The sequence below is a fragment of the uncultured Pigmentiphaga sp. genome, from assembly GCF_937950555.1.
Classification (GTDB): Bacteria; Pseudomonadota; Gammaproteobacteria; order Burkholderiales; family Burkholderiaceae_B; genus Pigmentiphaga.
In genome coordinates this window covers 37,456-54,897 of record NZ_CALFCW010000066.1, presented here as the reverse complement: position 1 = coordinate 54,897, position 17,442 = coordinate 37,456, and the positions used below count along the sequence as shown (strand labels likewise).

Annotated in this window: 17 protein-coding genes; 10 read left to right on the top strand and 7 right to left on the bottom strand. The window is 65.5% G+C overall.

The annotated features are described in order from the left end of the window. The first annotated feature begins 186 nt into the window (after positions 1 to 186). Both Q0319_RS15555 and fumC read left to right on the top strand, forming a co-directional pair. Positions 187 to 1,626: a M20 family metallopeptidase gene (locus tag Q0319_RS15555; RefSeq protein WP_296468900.1), complete on the top strand. Its 1,440-nt coding sequence runs from the start codon at positions 187 to 189 to the stop codon at positions 1,624 to 1,626. A 229-nt stretch (positions 1,627 to 1,855) separates the two neighbouring features. Further along, complete coding sequence (gene fumC, locus Q0319_RS15550; protein ID WP_296468902.1) at positions 1,856 to 3,250, top strand: class II fumarate hydratase; 1,395 nt, start codon at positions 1,856 to 1,858, stop codon at positions 3,248 to 3,250. A gap of 11 nt (positions 3,251 to 3,261) precedes the next feature. On the opposite strand, the gene Q0319_RS15545 is transcribed toward fumC, so the two are convergent. The 3 genes from Q0319_RS15545 to Q0319_RS15535 form a co-directional block, all read right to left on the bottom strand. Continuing rightward, entirely contained in the window at positions 3,262 to 4,632 is a 1,371-nt protein-coding gene (locus Q0319_RS15545) for a DHA2 family efflux MFS transporter permease subunit (protein ID WP_296468912.1), read from the bottom strand. Positions 4,633 to 4,699: 67 nt separating this feature from the next. Beyond that, on the bottom strand, positions 4,700 to 5,137 hold the full coding sequence (locus Q0319_RS15540) for a MarR family transcriptional regulator (protein ID WP_296468904.1): 438 nt from the start codon (positions 5,135 to 5,137) through the stop codon (positions 4,700 to 4,702). A gap of 126 nt (positions 5,138 to 5,263) precedes the next feature. Continuing rightward, positions 5,264 to 6,037: an SDR family oxidoreductase gene (locus Q0319_RS15535; protein ID WP_296468907.1), complete on the bottom strand. Its 774-nt coding sequence runs from the start codon at positions 6,035 to 6,037 to the stop codon at positions 5,264 to 5,266. A gap of 97 nt (positions 6,038 to 6,134) precedes the next feature. Here Q0319_RS15535 and Q0319_RS15530 point away from each other — a divergent pair, with 97 nt between their 5' ends. Then, positions 6,135 to 6,500 (top strand): DOPA 4,5-dioxygenase family protein, encoded by a 366-nt coding sequence (locus tag Q0319_RS15530; RefSeq protein ID WP_296468909.1) that lies wholly within the window; start codon positions 6,135 to 6,137, stop codon positions 6,498 to 6,500. A gap of 7 nt (positions 6,501 to 6,507) precedes the next feature. Here Q0319_RS15530 and Q0319_RS15525 read toward each other — a convergent pair whose 3' ends face one another. Beyond that, the gene (locus Q0319_RS15525) at positions 6,508 to 7,518 is read right to left on the bottom strand and encodes an LLM class flavin-dependent oxidoreductase (RefSeq protein WP_299454110.1); all 1,011 of its coding nucleotides are present in this window, start codon (positions 7,516 to 7,518) and stop codon (positions 6,508 to 6,510) included. Positions 7,519 to 7,751: 233 nt separating this feature from the next. Here Q0319_RS15525 and Q0319_RS15520 point away from each other — a divergent pair, with 233 nt between their 5' ends. Beyond that, positions 7,752 to 8,735 carry a tripartite tricarboxylate transporter substrate binding protein gene (locus Q0319_RS15520; RefSeq protein ID WP_299454108.1) on the top strand — a complete coding sequence of 328 codons (984 nt, stop codon included), beginning with the start codon at positions 7,752 to 7,754 and terminating at the stop codon, positions 8,733 to 8,735. Positions 8,736 to 8,745: 10 nt separating this feature from the next. Beyond that, positions 8,746 to 9,849 (top strand): mandelate racemase/muconate lactonizing enzyme family protein, encoded by a 1,104-nt coding sequence (locus tag Q0319_RS15515; RefSeq protein ID WP_296468059.1) that lies wholly within the window; start codon positions 8,746 to 8,748, stop codon positions 9,847 to 9,849. On the opposite strand, the gene Q0319_RS15510 is transcribed toward Q0319_RS15515, so the two are convergent. Then, a complete protein-coding gene (locus Q0319_RS15510) occupies positions 9,767 to 10,756 on the bottom strand; it encodes a LysR substrate-binding domain-containing protein (RefSeq protein WP_296468054.1) in 990 nt (329 codons plus the stop codon). The two genes, Q0319_RS15515 and Q0319_RS15510, sit on opposite strands and share 83 nt — an antisense overlap. Positions 10,757 to 10,837: 81 nt before the next feature. Between Q0319_RS15510 and Q0319_RS15505 the strand changes: the two genes are divergently transcribed. The 5 genes from Q0319_RS15505 to Q0319_RS15485 all read left to right on the top strand — a co-directional run bounded on the left by Q0319_RS15505 (position 10,838) and on the right by Q0319_RS15485 (position 15,628). Then, the gene (locus tag Q0319_RS15505; protein WP_299454105.1) at positions 10,838 to 12,046 is read left to right on the top strand and encodes an FAD-dependent monooxygenase; all 1,209 of its coding nucleotides are present in this window, start codon (positions 10,838 to 10,840) and stop codon (positions 12,044 to 12,046) included. 51 nt (positions 12,047 to 12,097) lie between these two features. Then, positions 12,098 to 13,066 (top strand): tripartite tricarboxylate transporter substrate binding protein, encoded by a 969-nt coding sequence (locus Q0319_RS15500; protein WP_296468051.1) that lies wholly within the window; start codon positions 12,098 to 12,100, stop codon positions 13,064 to 13,066. 69 nt (positions 13,067 to 13,135) lie between these two features. After that, positions 13,136 to 13,816 (top strand): DUF2848 domain-containing protein, encoded by a 681-nt coding sequence (locus Q0319_RS15495; protein WP_299454103.1) that lies wholly within the window; start codon positions 13,136 to 13,138, stop codon positions 13,814 to 13,816. Between the two features lie 31 nt (positions 13,817 to 13,847). Next, positions 13,848 to 14,234 carry a cupin gene (locus Q0319_RS15490; RefSeq protein ID WP_296468047.1) on the top strand — a complete coding sequence of 129 codons (387 nt, stop codon included), beginning with the start codon at positions 13,848 to 13,850 and terminating at the stop codon, positions 14,232 to 14,234. 38 nt (positions 14,235 to 14,272) lie between these two features. Beyond that, positions 14,273 to 15,628 (top strand): amidase, encoded by a 1,356-nt coding sequence (locus Q0319_RS15485; protein WP_299454100.1) that lies wholly within the window; start codon positions 14,273 to 14,275, stop codon positions 15,626 to 15,628. 4 nt (positions 15,629 to 15,632) lie between these two features. Here the strand turns inward: Q0319_RS15485 and Q0319_RS15480 are convergent, their stop codons facing one another. Both Q0319_RS15480 and Q0319_RS15475 read right to left on the bottom strand, forming a co-directional pair. Then, positions 15,633 to 16,793 (bottom strand): mandelate racemase/muconate lactonizing enzyme family protein, encoded by a 1,161-nt coding sequence (locus tag Q0319_RS15480; RefSeq protein WP_299454098.1) that lies wholly within the window; start codon positions 16,791 to 16,793, stop codon positions 15,633 to 15,635. Continuing rightward, positions 16,790 to 17,416 (bottom strand): hypothetical protein, encoded by a 627-nt coding sequence (locus tag Q0319_RS15475; protein WP_296468042.1) that lies wholly within the window; start codon positions 17,414 to 17,416, stop codon positions 16,790 to 16,792. The genes Q0319_RS15480 and Q0319_RS15475 overlap by 4 nt, the downstream gene beginning before the upstream one ends. Between the last annotated feature and the right edge of the window lie 26 nt (positions 17,417 to 17,442).

The window sequence follows — 17,442 nt, the reverse complement described above, 5'->3', positions numbered from 1 at the left end:
CAGGCCCTTGCTCCCGCGAAAGCCTGATATTGCTAGGGGAATCCGCAAGCCGGCCGAGGGTGGTTATAAGTTTTACATGCTCATCCGTCGGGTTGAGAGAAAAAGTTACATGCAGTTTTTGCACGGTGACGGCATGCGACTCCCTTTTCTACAAGGACTAAACTCCCAGCTTCACCGGAGATCGCCATGGACCTATCCGAACTGGCCGCCCACGTCGCGCGCCGCTACGACGAAGAGCTGATCCCCCTGTTGTCCGACTACGTGCGGGTACCCGCCAAATCGCCCATGTTCGACGCGAACTGGGCGGCGCACGGGCACCTGGCCGCCGTCGTCGAAGCGGCTGCCGCGTGGGCCCGCGCCCAACCCGTCACCGGGCTGTCGGTGGAAATCGTCTCCATCGAGGGCCGCACCCCGTGCCTGTACTTCGAAGCGCCCGCGACACAGGGGCTGGGGGCCGAAACGACCATCCTGTTCTACGGCCACCTCGACAAACAGCCGGAGATGACGGGCTGGCGGGAAGGCTTCGGGCCCTGGACCCCCAGGATCGAGGATGACAAGCTATACGGCCGGGGCAGCGCGGACGACGGCTACGCCGTCTACGCCGCGTTGACGGCCCTATCGGCGCTGGATCGCCAGGGCGTGCCGCGCCCGCGGTGCGTGGGCCTGATCGAGACCTGCGAGGAAAGCGGCAGCTACGACCTGCCCGCTTACCTCGACCTGCTCGCGCCGCGCATAGGCATCCCCACATTGGTCGTCGGCCTGGACTCGGGTTGCGGCAACTATGACCAGCTCTGGGTAACGACATCCTTGCGCGGCCTGGCCGGCGGCGTGCTCACGGTAGAAGTGCTGACCGAAGGCGTGCATTCCGGCATGGCGAGCGGCCTCGTCCCCTCTTCGTTTCGCATCGCCCGCCAACTGCTCAACCGGCTCGACGACCCCGCCACCGGGCGCGTCATCCTGCCGGAGCTCCATGCGGAGATTCCCGCCGAGCGCCTGGCGCAGGCGAAGGCCGCCGGCGACATCCTCGGTGACCAGGTCTGGAAACAGTTCCCTTGGGTAGGATGCTCGCACGGCCCCGAAGGGCATGCGCATGCGCAGCCGACGACCACCGACCCGGCAGAAGGCATCCTGAACCGCACCTGGCGCCCGGCGCTCTCCGTCACCGGGGCCGCAGGCTTGCCTTCGATCGACGCTGCCGGGAATGTCCTGCGTCCGAAAACCTCGCTCAAGCTGAGCATGCGCTTGCCGCCAACCGTCGACGCCGAGCGTGCCGCGCGGGCGATGAAAACCGCATTGGAACGCGATCCGCCTTACCAGGCCAAGGTGCGCTTCGAAGCCGAAGGCAGCGCCAGCGGCTGGAACGCCCCGCCTACGGCGCCGTGGCTGGAACGCGCCATCCACGAGGCATCCCAGGCGGCGTTCGGGAAAAGCGCAGCCTGGATTGGCGAAGGCGGGACCATTCCTTTCATGGGGATGCTGGGTGAGAAGTATCCCGACGCACAATTCCTCATCACCGGCGTGCTGGGCCCGCAGTCGAACGCCCATGGCCCGAATGAATTCCTCCACATTCCCTACGTAAAAAAGCTCACGGCCGCCATAGCGCAGGTCGTGGCTGCCGTCAGGTGAGCGAGGCACGCCGGCCAGGCACCGTTTCAGCCAGGGGCCGGCGCACACACGATCGTTACAGAGACGCGCCGGGCCGGCCGGCGTCTTCTGCTAACCTGGGCTCACACCACTAGTTTCCATTGCGCGTCGGCTGCGGCCCGCGCCGGAGCTTGACGTGCTTTCGCAAACCGCACAACGGATTGGAATGAACCGCCCGGGTAACGCGCACGGGTGGTAAGGGAGATGAGCCATGAGCAGCCGTGTTGAAAAAGACACTTTCGGTCCCATCGAAGTACCTGCGGATCACCTTTGGGGCGCCCAGACCCAGCGCTCGCTGCAGTTTTTCTCTATCTCGACCGAGCGCATGCCCGAGCCGCTCATCGTGGCCCTGGCGCGGGTCAAGCGCGCGGCCGCCCGCGTCAATGCCGAGCTGGGGCTGCTGGAGCCGCGCCTTGCCAAGGCCATCGAGTCGGCGGCTGACGAAGTCATCGCCGGGCGGTGGCCGGGCGAGTTCCCCCTCAGCGTCTGGCAAACCGGATCCGGCACGCAGACCAACATGAACCTCAACGAGGTGCTGGCCAATCGCGCTTCGGAGCTATTGGGCGGGGAGCGCGGGCAGGGCCGCCTCGTGCATCCGAACGACCACGTCAACCGCGGCCAGTCTTCCAATGACGTCTTTCCCACCGCCATGCACGTGGCGGCGGCGCTGCAAGTGCACACCCGGCTGCTGCCCGCCCTCGCCCGGCTGCGCAAGACGCTGGCAGACAAAGCCAAGGCCTATGCCGACGTGGTAAAAATCGGCCGGACTCACCTGCAGGACGCTACGCCGCTCACGCTAGGCCAAGAATTATCTGGCCACGAGGCGCAGCTTACCCTGGCAGAGGAACAAATCCGCTATGCGCAACGGGGATTGCTGTTGCTCGCCATCGGGGGAACGGCTGTCGGGACCGGCTTGAATACGCATCCGGAGTTCGGCGCGCGCGTCGCCGCGGAGCTAGCCAAGGAGACGGGCCTGCCGTTCGAGTCTGCTCCCAATAAATTCCAAGCCTTGGCTTCGCATGAAGGACTGCTTTTCGCCCACGGGGCCTTGAAGACGTTGGCCGCAGGCCTGATGAAACTGGCCAATGACGTGCGGTGGCTCGCCAGCGGCCCCAGGTCCGGCCTGGGCGAGATCCGCATACCGGAGAACGAGCCAGGCAGCTCCATCATGCCCGGCAAGGTCAACCCGACCCAGGCCGAGGCGCTCACCATGCTGTGCGCGCAGGTCCTGGGCAACGATGTGGCGATCAACATCGGCGGGGCCAGCGGCAACTTCGAGCTCAACGTTTTCAAGCCGCTGCTGATCCACAACTTCCTGCAGTCCGTACGCCTGCTGGCCGACGGCATGGAGAGCTTCGACAAGCACTGCGTGTCGGGCCTGGAACCCAATCGAGAGCGCATCGCTGAATTGGTGGAGCGCTCGCTGATGCTCGTGACGGCCCTCAACCCGCATATCGGCTACGACAAAGCCGCCCAAATCGCCAAGAAGGCGCATAAGGAAAACTTGTCCCTGCGGGAGGCGGCGCTGGCGCTGGGCTACGTGACGGCCGAGCAGTTCGACCAATGGGTGAACCCTGCCGCCATGACTCGCAATACGGTCGAATAAGGCGCCTGCGCCTAGCCCTTGCCGCTGACCTCCGCGCCCGCGTCGGGCGTGAGGCGCCGGAAGAACAAGATGGAGGCGATCATGGCACCGCCTATCACCAGGTAGCCGGGGACGACGTCCCAGGCGTCGAGCGAGGTGGTGCCACGCGCGACCATGCTTACCTTGAGCACGAACGCAGCGATGGCCACGCCTAGGCTGATGGCCAATTGCTGCACGGCGCTGGCCATGCCCGTCGCGCGCCCCATGTGCTCCGGCCCGATATCCGCGTACGCCAGGGAGTTCACCCCTGTCAGCTGGAGCGAACGGAAAAACCCGCCCAGCAACAGCACCACGATGATGACCAGGTGCGGCGTCGCCGGGGTAAAGAGCACGCAGCCGATGACGGAACCGCCGGTCAAGACGGCGTTCACCACCAGCGTGCGGCGGAAGCCATAGCGTTTGATGATGGGGCCGGCAGTCATTTTCATCATCAACGCACCCAGTGCCCCGGCAAACGTCAACATCCCCGCCGCAAACGGCCCCATGCCGAACGCTACCTGCAGCTGCATGGCGAGCAGGAAGGGAACCGCGCCCACGGCGAGCCGGCACAGATTGCCGCCCAGCAGCGAAATGGAGAAGGTTGGGATCTTGAGCAAGCGGAAATCGAGGATGGGATGCGGCGAACGTTGCGCATGCTTGACGTACAGGAACCCGCACAAAAGGCCCACGCCCAGCAACGCTGCCACCGTGGCGGGGGCAAGCACGTCGTGCCCCAGCGCATCGAAGCAGAACACCAGTGTGCCCATGCATATCGCCGTCAGGACGAACCCCAGGAAATCCAGCGGCAAGGGCTTTCCGCCCTCGATGTTCTTGATGTAGCGCAGCACCAGGATCACGCCCGCGATGCCGATGGGCAAGTTGATGAAGAAAATCCAGCGCCAAGACGCATACTCCACCAGGAAACCGCCCACAGCGGGCCCAAAGATAGGCCCGAGCAGCGCCGGCATGCTCAGGAACGACATCGCACGCACGAGCTCGGACTTCTGGACCGTCCGCAATAGCACGATGCGGCCGACGGGCACCATCATCGCCCCGGCGAACCCTTGCAACATGCGGCCGGCCACCATGTGCCCCAACGACTGGGAAATGCCGCACAGGGTCGAGCTGAGCGTAAAGAGCATGATGGCCGCCGCGAACACCTGCCGCGCCCCGAACCGGTCTGCGGCCCAGCCACAGATGGGAACGAAAACGGCCGCGCTCAATAGATAAGCCGTGATGGCGACATTGAGCCGCACCGGGTCTTCCCCGAAGGACTCGGCCATCGCCGGCAGCGCAGTGGCGATGACCGTGGAGTCCAGCATCTGCATGAATAGCGCACAGCCGATGATGAGCGGCACCACCATGGGGGACAACCGCTGGCGCACGCGGCCGAAGAATGAAGGGCGGGCCCCGGGAGTGACGGCCATGCACTCACTCCCCGAGGCGCCGCAGGGCGTCCACCGCTGCCCCGAGCGCAGCGCGCGACTCGGGCTCGAGCTTGGCAATGCGCCCGGCGAGCCAATCGGTGCGGCGTTTGCGTACGTCGGCCACGAGCTTGCGGCCTTGTGGCGTGATCGCCAACCCCACGCGTCGCTTGTCCGCATGAAGCGTGAGGTCGCGGCGGACTAAGCCCGCCTCTTCCAATTGCTTGATGTGTTTACTCATCGTCGGCGCGCGCATGTTTTCGCGGTGGGCCAAGTCGTTGACGCCGATACCCGGTTCTTTGTCGATGGTCGCCAGCAGCATGATCGTCAACGGCGATACACCGAAAGCCTGCGTTTCCCGGCGCAAGAGCCGGTTGAGCCGCAAGATGGCAGGACGCAGCTGCGCCGCCAGCTCAAAGGCATCGTTGCTTGACGGGTCGGACATGGCATCGGCATGCGGCAAGCAGCCGCCTGATATAGTTAGTTAGCAGAACTAACTATATCGCCGCACGCACGGTTTGGCAAGGAAGGGAAAGGATCGGCACCGCTGCACGCGGCGCCGAGGCTCCGTTCACATGACGGCCGATGCACCGCCGTCGAGATTGATGCTCGAGCCCGTTACATAGCTTGCCGCCTCGGACGCGAGGAAGACGATGACGTTGGCAGCTTCCTCGGCCTCTCCCACCCGGCCGAGGGGAATATCCCGCGCAAATTCCCGGTACAGCGCCTCCGGCTCCTTGCCCTTCTTCGCGGCCGAGCGTTCGTGCTGCGCCGCCTTGATCTTGCCGATGCAGACGGCGTTCACGAGGATATTGTCGGCCGCAAACTCGCGGGACAGGGCCTTGGTCAGCGCCAGCCCGGCCGCGCGCGAGACAGAGGTGGGCATGGACGCGGCGCCGGGCTGCTTGCCCCCTATGGTCGAGATGTTCACGATGCGGCCGCCGCCCTGGCGCTTCATGTGTTCGACGGCGAGCCGCGAGCAGCGAATGGCCCCGTAGAGCTTGAGCTCCAGGTCCGCATCCCAATCGGCGTCCTTGACCTCCAGGAATGGTCCGCGCATGGACGTGCCGGCATTGTTCACCAGGATGTCGATGCGGCCGAAATGGCTGGCGACGGCCGCAAAGAAGCGCTCGACATCTTCCGGCTTGGAGACGTCGGCCGGTATGCCCAGCACGTCGCCGCCCTTGCCGCGCAGAAGCTCAACCGTCGCGGCGAGCCTGTCGGCATTGCGGGCGCAGAGCGCGACTTTCGCGCCTTCCTCGACAAACTTGAGGGCCGTCGCCAAGCCGATGCCGGCGGTGGCACCGGTCACTACCGCCACTTTTCCTGCAAGACCAAGATCCATTGCTACTCCGTCATAGAATCAAACCATGCGCGGCGCGCCGCGCCCCTACGAACCGCACACCGCGTCCGCCGCGGCGGCACTTTACCAGCCCTCTGCCATGGAAACGAGCCCGCAAGACATCGGCCTCATCCGCGTGTACCACGCCCACGTTTACTACGACCCTGCGACGACCCGCCCAGACGCTGCCGCGGTGCGCGAGCAAGTGTGCGCCCGCTTCCCGGTCCAGGCCGGCCGCTGGCACGACGTCCCCGTCGGTCCGCACACCCAAGCCATGTACCAGCTGGTGTTCGCGCCCGATACGTTTTCCACCCTGGTACCCTGGCTCATGCTCAACCGCCGCGGCTTGGACGTGCTGATCCACCCGGACACCGGGTTTCCCCGCCGCGACCACCTCGTGCACGGTTTCTGGCTCGGCCGGCAGTTGCCGCTGCGCGGCGAACGCCTGCCCGAGCAGGAGGACTAAACCTGCCTCACCGCGCACGGTCGATCCAGCCCAGGCGCTCGCCGGCCGACGCCACAATCTCGAACGACCGCAATTGCGCAGCCGGATCGTAAACCTGGGCCGTCACCATCAATTCGTCCGCCCCGTGGCGTTCGGCGAACGCCGCCAAGCCCGCCTGGACGTCCGCCTCATCGCCGACGATGGAGCAAGCAAGCGACCGCTCCACGTGCGCGCGTTCCGCTTCGCTCCACCGCTCCTCGATGTCATCCACGGGTGCCGCCAGCTTCCCCGGCCTGCCCCGGATGAGGCTGACGAACTGCCATTGCAGCGACGTAAACAGGCGGCGCGCCTCGGCCGCCGTATCGGCGGCGCACACGTTGACGCCCAGCATCACATAGGGGCGTTCCAAAGTTGCGGACGGTTGGAAACGGGTACGGTACAGATCCAGCGCCGCGGTCAAGTACCCCGGCGCGAAATGCGAAGCGAACGCGAAAGGCAGCCCCAGCTGGGCCGCCAGCTGTGCGCTGAACAAACTCGAGCCCAGGAGCCACAAGGGCACGTCCAAGCCCGCGCCGGGCACGGCCTGAACGGCTTGGCCCGGCACAGGCGACCGGAAATAGCCCTGCAGCTCGAGCACGTCCTGCGGGAAGCGGTCGGCAGTATCGCCCTGGCTGCGGCGCAAAGCCCTCGCCGTCGGCTGGTCCGAGCCCGGCGCCCGCCCCAGCCCGAGGTCGATGCGTCCCGGGTATAGCGACGCGAGCGTACCGAATTGCTCGGCAATGACCAGCGGCGAATGATTGGGCAGCATGATCCCGCCCGCCCCCACCCGCATGCGCTCGGTACCCGCGGCAACGTGGGAGATCACCAGGGACGTTGCTGCGCTGGCAATCCCCGGCATATTGTGGTGCTCGGCCAGCCAATACCGGTGATAACCCCAGCGTTCGGCATGCTGGGCGAGCTCGCGGGTGAGACGAAACGCCTCGGCGGCGTCTCCTCCTTCGCGTATGGGAGACAAATCCAAGATGGATAACAAAGCCATTGCTGCGGCATCAATATGGGAAGAGAACGCGCATCGTACCCCCCGGGAGGGCTATTCCCGGGCGAAACCTTACGAGCAACGCGCCTTTGACCGAAGTCAAGCCCATGTAGTTGAAAGATTCAACTTGTTACGGTATCGTTGATATTATCCATAGTTGACTAACTCAACAACATGAAGTGTCCTGGGCATACCGCGATACAGGTACCGTGACAGGCTCTTCAAGAGGAGACTCCATGAACCTTCGTTTCGCTCTCAAGCTGACTGCAGCCGCCGTGGCTGCGACCTGCGCCCTGCCCGTCGTCGCCCAAGGCGACCCCGCCGCAGACTATCCCTCCCGCCCCATACGGGTCATCGTGCCGTACACGCCCGGCGCCATCAACGACGTGCTGGCCCGGCGCATCGCGCAACGGCTGTCCGAAGTGCTCAAGCAGTCTGTCGTCGTCGAGAACAAGCCGGGCGGCGGCACGGTAATCGGCACCGAATTCGTCGCGCGCGCGGAACCCGACGGCTACACCCTGCTGCAAACGGCGGCGGCGCACTCGATCAACGCCAGCTTGATGTCCAAGTTGCCCTACGACACGATCAAGAGCTTCAGCTTCATCTCCCTGGTGGGCACGTCGTCCTACGTGATGATCGCCAACCCGAGCCTGCCCGCGAACACCGTGCCGGAACTCATCGCCCTGGCCAAGTCCAAGCCCGGCCAATTGTCGTACGCCTCGACAGGCAACGGCGGCAGCGCCCACCTCATGGGAGAGCTGTTCAAGGACATGGCGAAGGTCGACATCATGCACGTGCCCTACAAGGGGCTGGCCCAGGGGTTGAACGACGTGGCCAGCGGCCAGGTGCAGCTCACGTTCAGCACGTACACCGGCGCCATGGCCTACCTGAAGCCCGGCCGCGTGAAAGCCATAGCCGTCACCGGCAAGGAGCGCATGAACGTCCTGCCAGACATCCCGACCATCGCGGAAACGCTGCCCGGCTACGACGCCTCCGGCTGGTGGGGCTACGTTGCGCCCGCCGGCACGCCCAAGCCCATCATCGACAAGCTGAACCGCGCGCTCAACAGCATCGTGCAGGCCCCGGATTTCCGGGAAATGTTCAAGTCGGAAGGGGTGCAGATGCTCGGCACCACGCCCGAGGAGTTCCAGGCGCACGTCGAGCGCGAAATGGCCGTCTGGGCCAAGGTGATCAAACAGGCCAACATCAAGGTCGACTAAGCCTCTTGCCATGAAAATCGCCCGCTGGTCGCTGGACTTCTACCGCCTTCCCTACCGCCGCCAGGTGGTATGGGCCAATGCGATCGAAGACGCGGGCGTATATGCCCTGCTGCGCATCGAGTCCGACGCCGGAATGGCCGGCTTGGCCGAAGGGACGGTCAAGGCCACCTGGTCCGGCGTCTCGCCTGCGTCCCTGGCGGCGGCGTTCAAGGACTTGGTCATGCCGGCCGCAATGGGGCTGGACTTGTCTGCCCCCCAAACGCTGCGCCAAGCCCTGGCGCCACTCCCGGAAAACCGGCTCGCCAAGGGCATGTTGGAAAGCGCGGCGTGGATGCTCCGGGCCGCGCATGCGGGGAAGCCGCTCTGGCAGTATTGGAACGGAAGGCGAGACGTGGAAGTGGCCTGGACGGTCACCCGCCAGGCTCCCGGGGCCATGGCGCGCGAGGCGGCCGAAGCCGCCGAGCGCTATGGCATCCGTTCGTTCAAGATCAAAGGCGGACAAGGCATGGACGTGGACCGGGAAGCGCTGCGCGCGATACGCCGGGCGCTCGGCGATCATGCGATCCTCAACGTCGACGCCAACTCGGCGTACGACCGCAGTGATGCGGCGGCCTACCTGCGACTGCTCGAGGACGAAGGCGTCCAGGCCGCGGAAGACCCCTGCGCCTTGCGTCCGGACGCCCATTTCGAAGCCCTGCAACGCGGCACGCGCTTGCCCATCATCGTAGACAGCGCATGCGCCACGGCGGCCGACGCCGCCTTGTTCCTCGAACGCGGCGCGCGTGCACTGAGCGCCAAGCCGGGCCGCATAGGCATGAGCGAGACGATCGCCATCGGCGAACTCGCCGCGCGGCACGGCGCCGGCGTCGCCACCGGCATCTATGCAGAAAGCGCGCTCGGCACGCTGATCAACCTCCAGCACGCCGCTGCCGTGCCGCCGTCGGCATGCGCCTTCGCGGCCGAGCAAACGTTCTTCCTCACCCTAACGGAACAAATCGTCGCCGAAGCCCCGCAGATCCGCGATGGTCGCATCACGCTTCCTGCAGCGCCTGACCCGGACGCCTGGATCGCCCCCGATCTGCTGGCGCGCCACCGGCTGTCGCTCGGCGCCTGAACGCCCCGCTTTCCTGCTGCAGCCAACTGCGGAATGCCATCAATACAGGATCGGCCGCCTTCTCCACAGGATAGGCGAAGTAGTAGGCGCCTTCGCTGCGCACAGGTAAATCGGACAAGACCTTGAGCTTGCCCGAGCGCAGCTGGTCAGCGATCAGAAAGCGGGGAAGGAGCGCCACACCCAATCCGGCGCAGGCAGCACTGATTAGCATGGACTGCACCTCGAATCTCGGACCGCGCAGGACGTTGACGCCGCTCAGGCCCGCCGTGGCGCACCACCGCCTCCAGGCGTCAGGCCGCGTCATCAGGTGCAGCAAACGCCGACGCACGACAGCCTGCGGGCTGAGCGATGCGGCCCCTTCGAGCAGCGCCGGACTACCCACGGGCAACAGGATTTCATCGAACAGGTAGTCTGTGTGCGCACCAGGCCAATCCGGCCCGCCAAAATACAGCGCGCCGTCCAGTGCGCTCTCACTGAAGAAAAAGCGCGTGCTGCGCGCGCTGACGTGGACAGTCACGCCTTCCAACCCTGCATAGAACGACACCAAGCGCGGCACCAGCCACTGCGATCCGACCGTAGGCAGCGCCGCCACCTCCAGCACGGAGCCTTCTCCTTCGTGGCCCATGACCTCAAGCGTGTCCCGCTCGATCCGCTCGATGGTCTGGACCACGCGAGTACTGTACATGAGGCCTGCTTGCGTTAGCGAAATGCGCTTTTTGATGCGATGGAACAGCTTGACGCCCAGTTGCTCCTCGAGCAGCGAGATCTGCCTCGAAACCGCACTCTCGGTCAGTGCGAGCTCTTCCGCCGCACGCGTGACGCTCAGGTGCCGTGCCGCCGCTTCGAAAGCCATCAATGCACCGATGCTGGGTAGGCGACGCCGCATGCGTTCATTCCAAAAACTCAAGATGTGTCCAGAATAAATCGTTTGATGCGAGGCGTACAGCGCTCCTAGCATCTGCTCACCCTTCCAACACTGCAGCATGTCATGAGCCAACGCGCAGATCGCATCCTCATTGCCGGCGCCGGCCCGGTGGGCCTGGCGGCCGCGAACATCCTGGCCGATGCCGGCCTCCCCGTGACGGTCTTCGAAGCCGAACCCAACCTTCCCGAGACATTGCGAGCCTCGACCTTCCAGCCCTCGACGCTGGACCTGCTCGCCAGCCTCGATGTTTCGAAATTACTCATCAATATGGGCCTGGTGGCCCCCCGCCTGCAATACCGCGACCGCAACGGCTGGATAGCCGAATTCGACTTCGGTGCGATCGGAGACGAAACCCAGCACCCCTATCGCCTGCAGTGCGAGCAATTCAAGCTGAATCGCCTCCTGGTCGACCGCCTCTCGCGCATCCCACATGCAGAGGTACGGTTCGATGCCCGGGTCTCCGAGGTCGAACAAGACGCACAAGGCGTCGCAGTGACCCTCCGCAACGCAGCGGGAATCGCCTGGACCGAGCGCGGCGCGTGGCTGATCGGCGCCGACGGCGGGCGCAGCACAGTGCGCGACCAGTTGGCCATTCCGTTGGAAGGCTTCACCTGGCCAGAGCGCTTCCTAGTCGCCAGCACGCCCTTCGAGTTCGCGGACGTCATTCCTGACCTCGCGGACGTCAGCTATTTCGCGGATCCGGAAGAATGGTTTTTCCTGCTTCGCGTGCCCGGGCTGTGGCGTGCGATGTTTCCCGTGAATCCCCGAGAGCGGGACGAGGAGGTCCTCTCCGATGCCAGCATCCAGCGCCGCCTGCAGCGCGTGCACCCAAACCCCACCGGCTACGCGATCGAGCACCGCACTATTTATTCGGTCCACCAGCGCGTCGCCAGACAGTATCGCGCCGGGCGCGTGTTCCTGGCGGGCGATGCCGCCCACCTCAACAATCCGCTCGGCGGGATGGGCATGAACGGCGGCATACACGATGCTTTCAACCTCGCCGACAAACTTGCCCGCGTATGCCTGGGACAGGCGGACGCATCGCTGCTCGACCAGTATGAAGCCGAGCGGCGGCCCGTCGCGCTGGACTACGTCAATAAGATCACGATCGCGAACAAGACCAACCTGGAAACCCGGGACGAAGCCCATCAAAAGGCGTGGCGCGAGGAGATGAGCCGCACTGCGGCCGACCGGCGGCTGGCCAAGGAATACCTGATGAAGATATCCATGATCAGCTGCCTGCGCCGTCCCGAAGTGCGCCCCAGCGTGTGATCCTGAGCCGGGATCGCGCGAAACAGTCGTTTCATCGTTCGGGAGTTCAGCATGTACAGAAAGCTTGCCATTGTCGGTACGCTCGGGCTGTCGTTCTTCGCGATGCCAGCTTGGGCCGAATCCTATCCCAACCGCACGATCACCATCATCACGCCCTTTCCTCCAGGCAGCACGAGCGACGTCATTCCCCGGCTGCTGACTCCCCTGCTCTCCAAGTCGCTCGGGGCCAACGTGATCGTCGAGAATCGCCCCGGTGCCAATGGTTCGCTGGGCGCGGCCAAGGTCGCAAGCGCGCCGGCCGACGGCTATACGCTGCTCATGGCCACGACGGGCGTGCTCGCGATCAACCCTTGGGTCTACGCCAAGCTGCCATACTCCCCGGCCCGCGATTTCGCCCCGATCATCAATGCCGCCTCCACCCCCAACCTGATCGTGGCACACCCCGACGTACCCGCCTCCGACCTGCCCAGCCTCGTCGTGCAAGCAAAGAAGCAGCCCGGCAAACTCACCTTCGCTTCGGCTGGCAACGGGAGCACGAGCCATTTGTGCGGGGAATCGCTCAAGGCGTCCGCCGGGCTCGACTTGGTCCACGTGCCCTACCAAGGCCCGGCGCCCGCCATGCAAGACGTGCTCAGCGGGCGCGTGGCGCTAATGTGCGACAACCTCTCCAACGTCATTCAGCACGTCAGGGCAGGACGCTTGAAAGCCATCGCCTTGACAAGCAAGGTGCGTACCCCCCAGGCGCCGGACATTCCGACCTCGGTGGACGTGGGCTATCCCGACGTCCAGGCAGGCAACTGGTATAGCTTCGTCGCGCCCGCGGGCACCCCCAGCCCCATCGTGGAGCGCTTGAACGCCGAGTTCGCCCAGGCCCTGAAAGATCCAACCGTCTCGACGCGCCTGGAATCCATGGGCCTGACGATCATTGCTGACACCCCGGAGGAGTTCCGTGCGTTCATCGCGCAGGAGTCCGCGCATTGGCAGAAAGTCGTCAAAGCGGCCAACGCGTCCATCGAATAATGCCACCCTGGCCCCGGCGCTCCGGGGGTGTCCCCGGCGGCGCGACCACGCATGGACCCACGACAAACGATGCATCTGAACTTCATCACCCGGACGGGCGCCCTGCAGCGCGAGGTCGCCATTACGCACGCCATCGTCGCGGGCTGGACCAGCCGCGACGCCGCCGCCATGGAACAGCACATCGCCGAGCTCGAAGCGCTCGGCGTACCGCGACCCAAGGCCACGCCCATGTATTACCGCGTCGCTGCAACCCGCCTGACCACGTCGCCCCGCATCGAGGTCTGCGGCACTGATTCGAGCGGCGAAGTCGAATTCGTCCTACTGCAGCTCGACGGCCAGCGCTGGATAGGCATTGGCTCGGACCACACGGATCGCCGCGTGGAGGCCATGGGCGTGACTCTCTCCAAGCAACTTTGCGAAAAGCCCATCGGCCCCGACTGGTGGCTTTTTGACGAAGTGGCCGACCATTGGGACGCCCTGGTCCTGCGCGCCCACGTCATCGAGGACGGACGACGCGTGCTTTACCAGGAGGGACCCGTCACCGTGATCCGGGACCCGCGCGAGCTCGTCGCTGGCTACGCGGGTCCCGGCGCAGACCTACCCGAGGGCACCGCCATGTTTTGCGGCACCTTGGCGGCCCGTGGCGGCGTGCGCTTTGCCCCCCGCTTCGAGCTCGAGCTCTGCGATCCCGTCCTCGGCCGGACGCTTCGGCATGCCTACGACGTCGAAGTCCTGCCAATCGCCGGCTGAATGCCAATCCCTCACGAAAAGGAAAACCATCATGCCCGTGAACAAAACCCACCACGAATTCCACACCTTGGACATGGAACGCGGCTGGCAGCTGCCCGAGGGCTATGCCCCAGACTCCGGCGCCCGTGAGAAAATCCTTTCCGGCTCGCTCGACGTGCTCAACAAGCGCGGCAGCCGTACGCGCCTGCTGCGCTTTCCCCCCGGCCTCTACACGCGCGAACCCATCGTCCACGACTACTGGGAAGAAGTGTTCCTCGTTGCCGGCGACCTCACCGTCGGCAACGATGCGCAAGGCAAGGGGGGCACGCCTTTCTCCGGCTACACCTACGCCGTGCGGCCGCCCGGCGCCTGGCATGGCCCGTTCAAGACCGAAGGCGGCTGCCTGCTGCTCGAAATACACTACTACGACCCCGCCTAGCCGCGGCCGCAAAGACGTTTTTTACCGTGGATCGCCCCATGCACCTGCTCGCCCCTTCCCTCGAATCCCTGAGCGCCGCACTTGCCTCGGGACGCACGACCAGCCGTGAGTTGGTCGAGCGCTGCCTGGCGCGCATCACCGACCCTTCGGGCGAAGGGGCACGCACCTACATCCGCATCGACGCGGAAGAAGCCCGGCACGCGGCCGACCGCATCGACCAGGCGCGTGCCCGCGGCGATGCGCCCGGCCCCTATGCGGGCATTCCGATCTCGATCAAGGACCTGTTCGACATCTCCGGAGAGGTTACTGCCGCCGGCTCACGCGTGCTGGCCGACGCCGAACCGGCGCGCTCCGATGCGGTGGCCGTCGCTCGCTTGCGAAAGGCTGGCTTCGTCATCATGGGGCGCTCCAACATGACGGAGTTCGCCTATTCCGGGCTTGGGCTCAATCCGCACTACGGCACGCCCAGCAACCCCTATGATCGCGGGACCGGCCGCATTCCCGGCGGCTCGTCTTCGGGCGCCGCGGTGTCTGTCGCGGACGGCATGGCGGCCGTCGCGCTCGGTACCGACACAGGCGGATCCTGCCGTATCCCGGCAGCGCTGACGGGGCTGACCGGTTTCAAGCCGACCGCCTCGCGCGTGCCGACGACAGGCGCCTTCCCACTCTCGACCACGCTGGACAGCATTGGCGGCATCGGCGCGACGGTAAACTGCTGCGCCATCGTGGACGGCGTGCTCTCCGGCGACCCTGTCCACCTCCACGAGCGCATCCCGCTAGCGGACCTGCGCATAGGCGTTCCACAAACCGCCGTGCTGGACGGACTGGACCGCCACGTCGCTGCTGCATTCCAGGCGACGCTGCACCGCCTTGCGCAGGCCGGCGCCCGGGTCGTGGAGCTCCCGTTCGCCGAGTTCGGCGAAGTTGCGGCCATCAACGCCAAAGGCGGGTTCACGGCAGCGGAATCCTATCCCTTGCATCGCGACATGCTGGCCAGGCGCGGCGATCTCTACGATCCGCGCGTGAAAACCCGCATCGAAAAAGGCGCGCACATGACGCCCGAAGACGTGGCCGAGCTGAGAACGCGCCGAAGCGACTGGATACGACGAGTCAGCCGCCATTTCGAAGCGATCGACCTGATCGCCTGCCCAACCACGCCCGTCATCGCCCCCGCATTCTCGGAACTCGACGACGATGACGCGTATGCGCGGATCAACCTGCTGATGCTGCGCAACCCCACTTTCATCAACTTCCTGGACGGCTGCGCGATCTCCCTGCCGTGCCACGAGCCGGGCTCGGCGCCCGTCGGGCTCATGCTGGCGGCAACGCATGGGCAAGACCGGCGCCTGTTCGCCGCGGCGCGCGCGGTCGAGGATTTGCTCGCCGCGCGCTAGGCCGCTAAGCCCGGCGGGCAAACGCCAGGTAGTCCGTGTCGAAGGTCATGCCCCAGCCGGGCGCGGTGGGCAGCGTATAGAACCCATCCACAAAGGGCCGTTCGGGTTGGTTGGCGATGAGCCGGTAGAAGAAGGGATCGCGCCACGGCAGCATCACCTCGGCATAGCGCCCGTTCGGCACCCCTGCGGACATCATCAAGCCGATCTGCGGCTCCAGGTGCTGCATCACCGTAACGTTGAACGCCGATGCCAGCATCGCGACGCGCCGCCATTCGGTCGGGCCGCCGCCCCAGCTCGCGTCGAAGTTGCAGATGTCGATGGCGCCGGCGACCATGAGATCGCGGCAGCCGAAACGCGACAGCTCGCTTTGCCCCGCGGCCACCGGCACGCCGCCCACCGCGCGCACCACCGCCATGTCCGCCCGGTCGTTGTCCCACCGGCACGGCTCTTCGAACCACGCGATGTTCAGGTCGCGCGTGCGGCGCACGAACTCGATCGCATCTTCGCGCGTCCAGCCTTGATTGGCATCGCAGGCGAGCACGAAATCATCGCCGCCGGCCTTGCGCACGGCCTCGGCCCGGCGCGCATCCTCGGCCGGCGTCTTGCCCCCCAGCTTGAGCTTGAGCCCGTATATGCCAAAGCCTTTGAGCTCGGCCACTTCGTCGGCCAATGCCTCCAGGTCTCCCTTTTCGCGGTAGTAGCCGCCCAACGCGACGACGGGCACCCGCTCCCGCGCGCCGCCCCACAGTATGTGCATGGGCACGCCTGCCAACTTGCCCACCGCATCGTGCAGGGCACTGTCCACGCAGGCCTGGGCCCGCAGTGCCACCCTGCGGTCGCGCAGGAAAGGCTCCGTCGCGCGGCGAGTGGCCGCCCAAGCATCGTCGATGGCCGCTACCTTGCGCCCGATGAGCATGGGCGCAAGCTCATTCTGGATCAGGTGGATGATGGCCGGCTGCAATTCATCGTCATTGCCGTTGAAGCATTCGCCTACCACCCCTGCGTCGGTATGAACGCGGGTCACGATGGTGCACCGGTGCGTGAGCTTCAGCGTAGACCCGGTGGCGGGCCGCTCCAGCGCGACCTTGAGCGGAATGGTCTCGATTTGGGTAATGCGGGCATCCGTCAAAGGATGCGAATCGCCGTGGGCTCGTCCAACAGTCATGATGCTCCTTTGCCTGGCTCAAGCACGAAGATGCGTTCGCACATGACGCGCTTCGTATTCCGGAAATGCGCGCGCGCACGGCTGCTCCATTCTGTCTCCCGCACGGCCAGCCATGCGGGGTGCTCCTTGATCGCCGGCGTGGTGACGTCGTAACAGGCCACCGATCGCTGCGTGCCCTCGGCATTGACCGTGACGAACCGTCGCGAGCGCACGTTGCCAGGCACCGATGCCAGGCCGGGAAGGTGCTCCTGTTCATACCAGGCGTTGAGCTCCTCCGCCGACCCTGGCAGCACGTCAGTCTCCACCACGTAGTGATATCCCGCGGCCTCGCCACGGGATGCTCCCGGCAAGTCCTGCACCGGGACGAGATACAAGGCGTCGGGCGCGCCGCCCGGCACGGCGCCGGCAGCCATTCGGGACAACTCGCCGCCCATCGACGAAACCGCCGGATTACCCGACCAGAAATAAAGATAAAGATGGGAACCGTCCAACGCGCGATGGGCATCGACGCGTTCGAAGCGCCCCGGATAAGCGGCGACCGCCTCAGCTGCCAGCTTTTCGACGGCCGCCGCATCGGCGGGGGCAGGAGAATACCGCAGCAGCAGCGCAGCGGGTGTAGTCATAGACATCATCCTGAAAAAACGCCGGC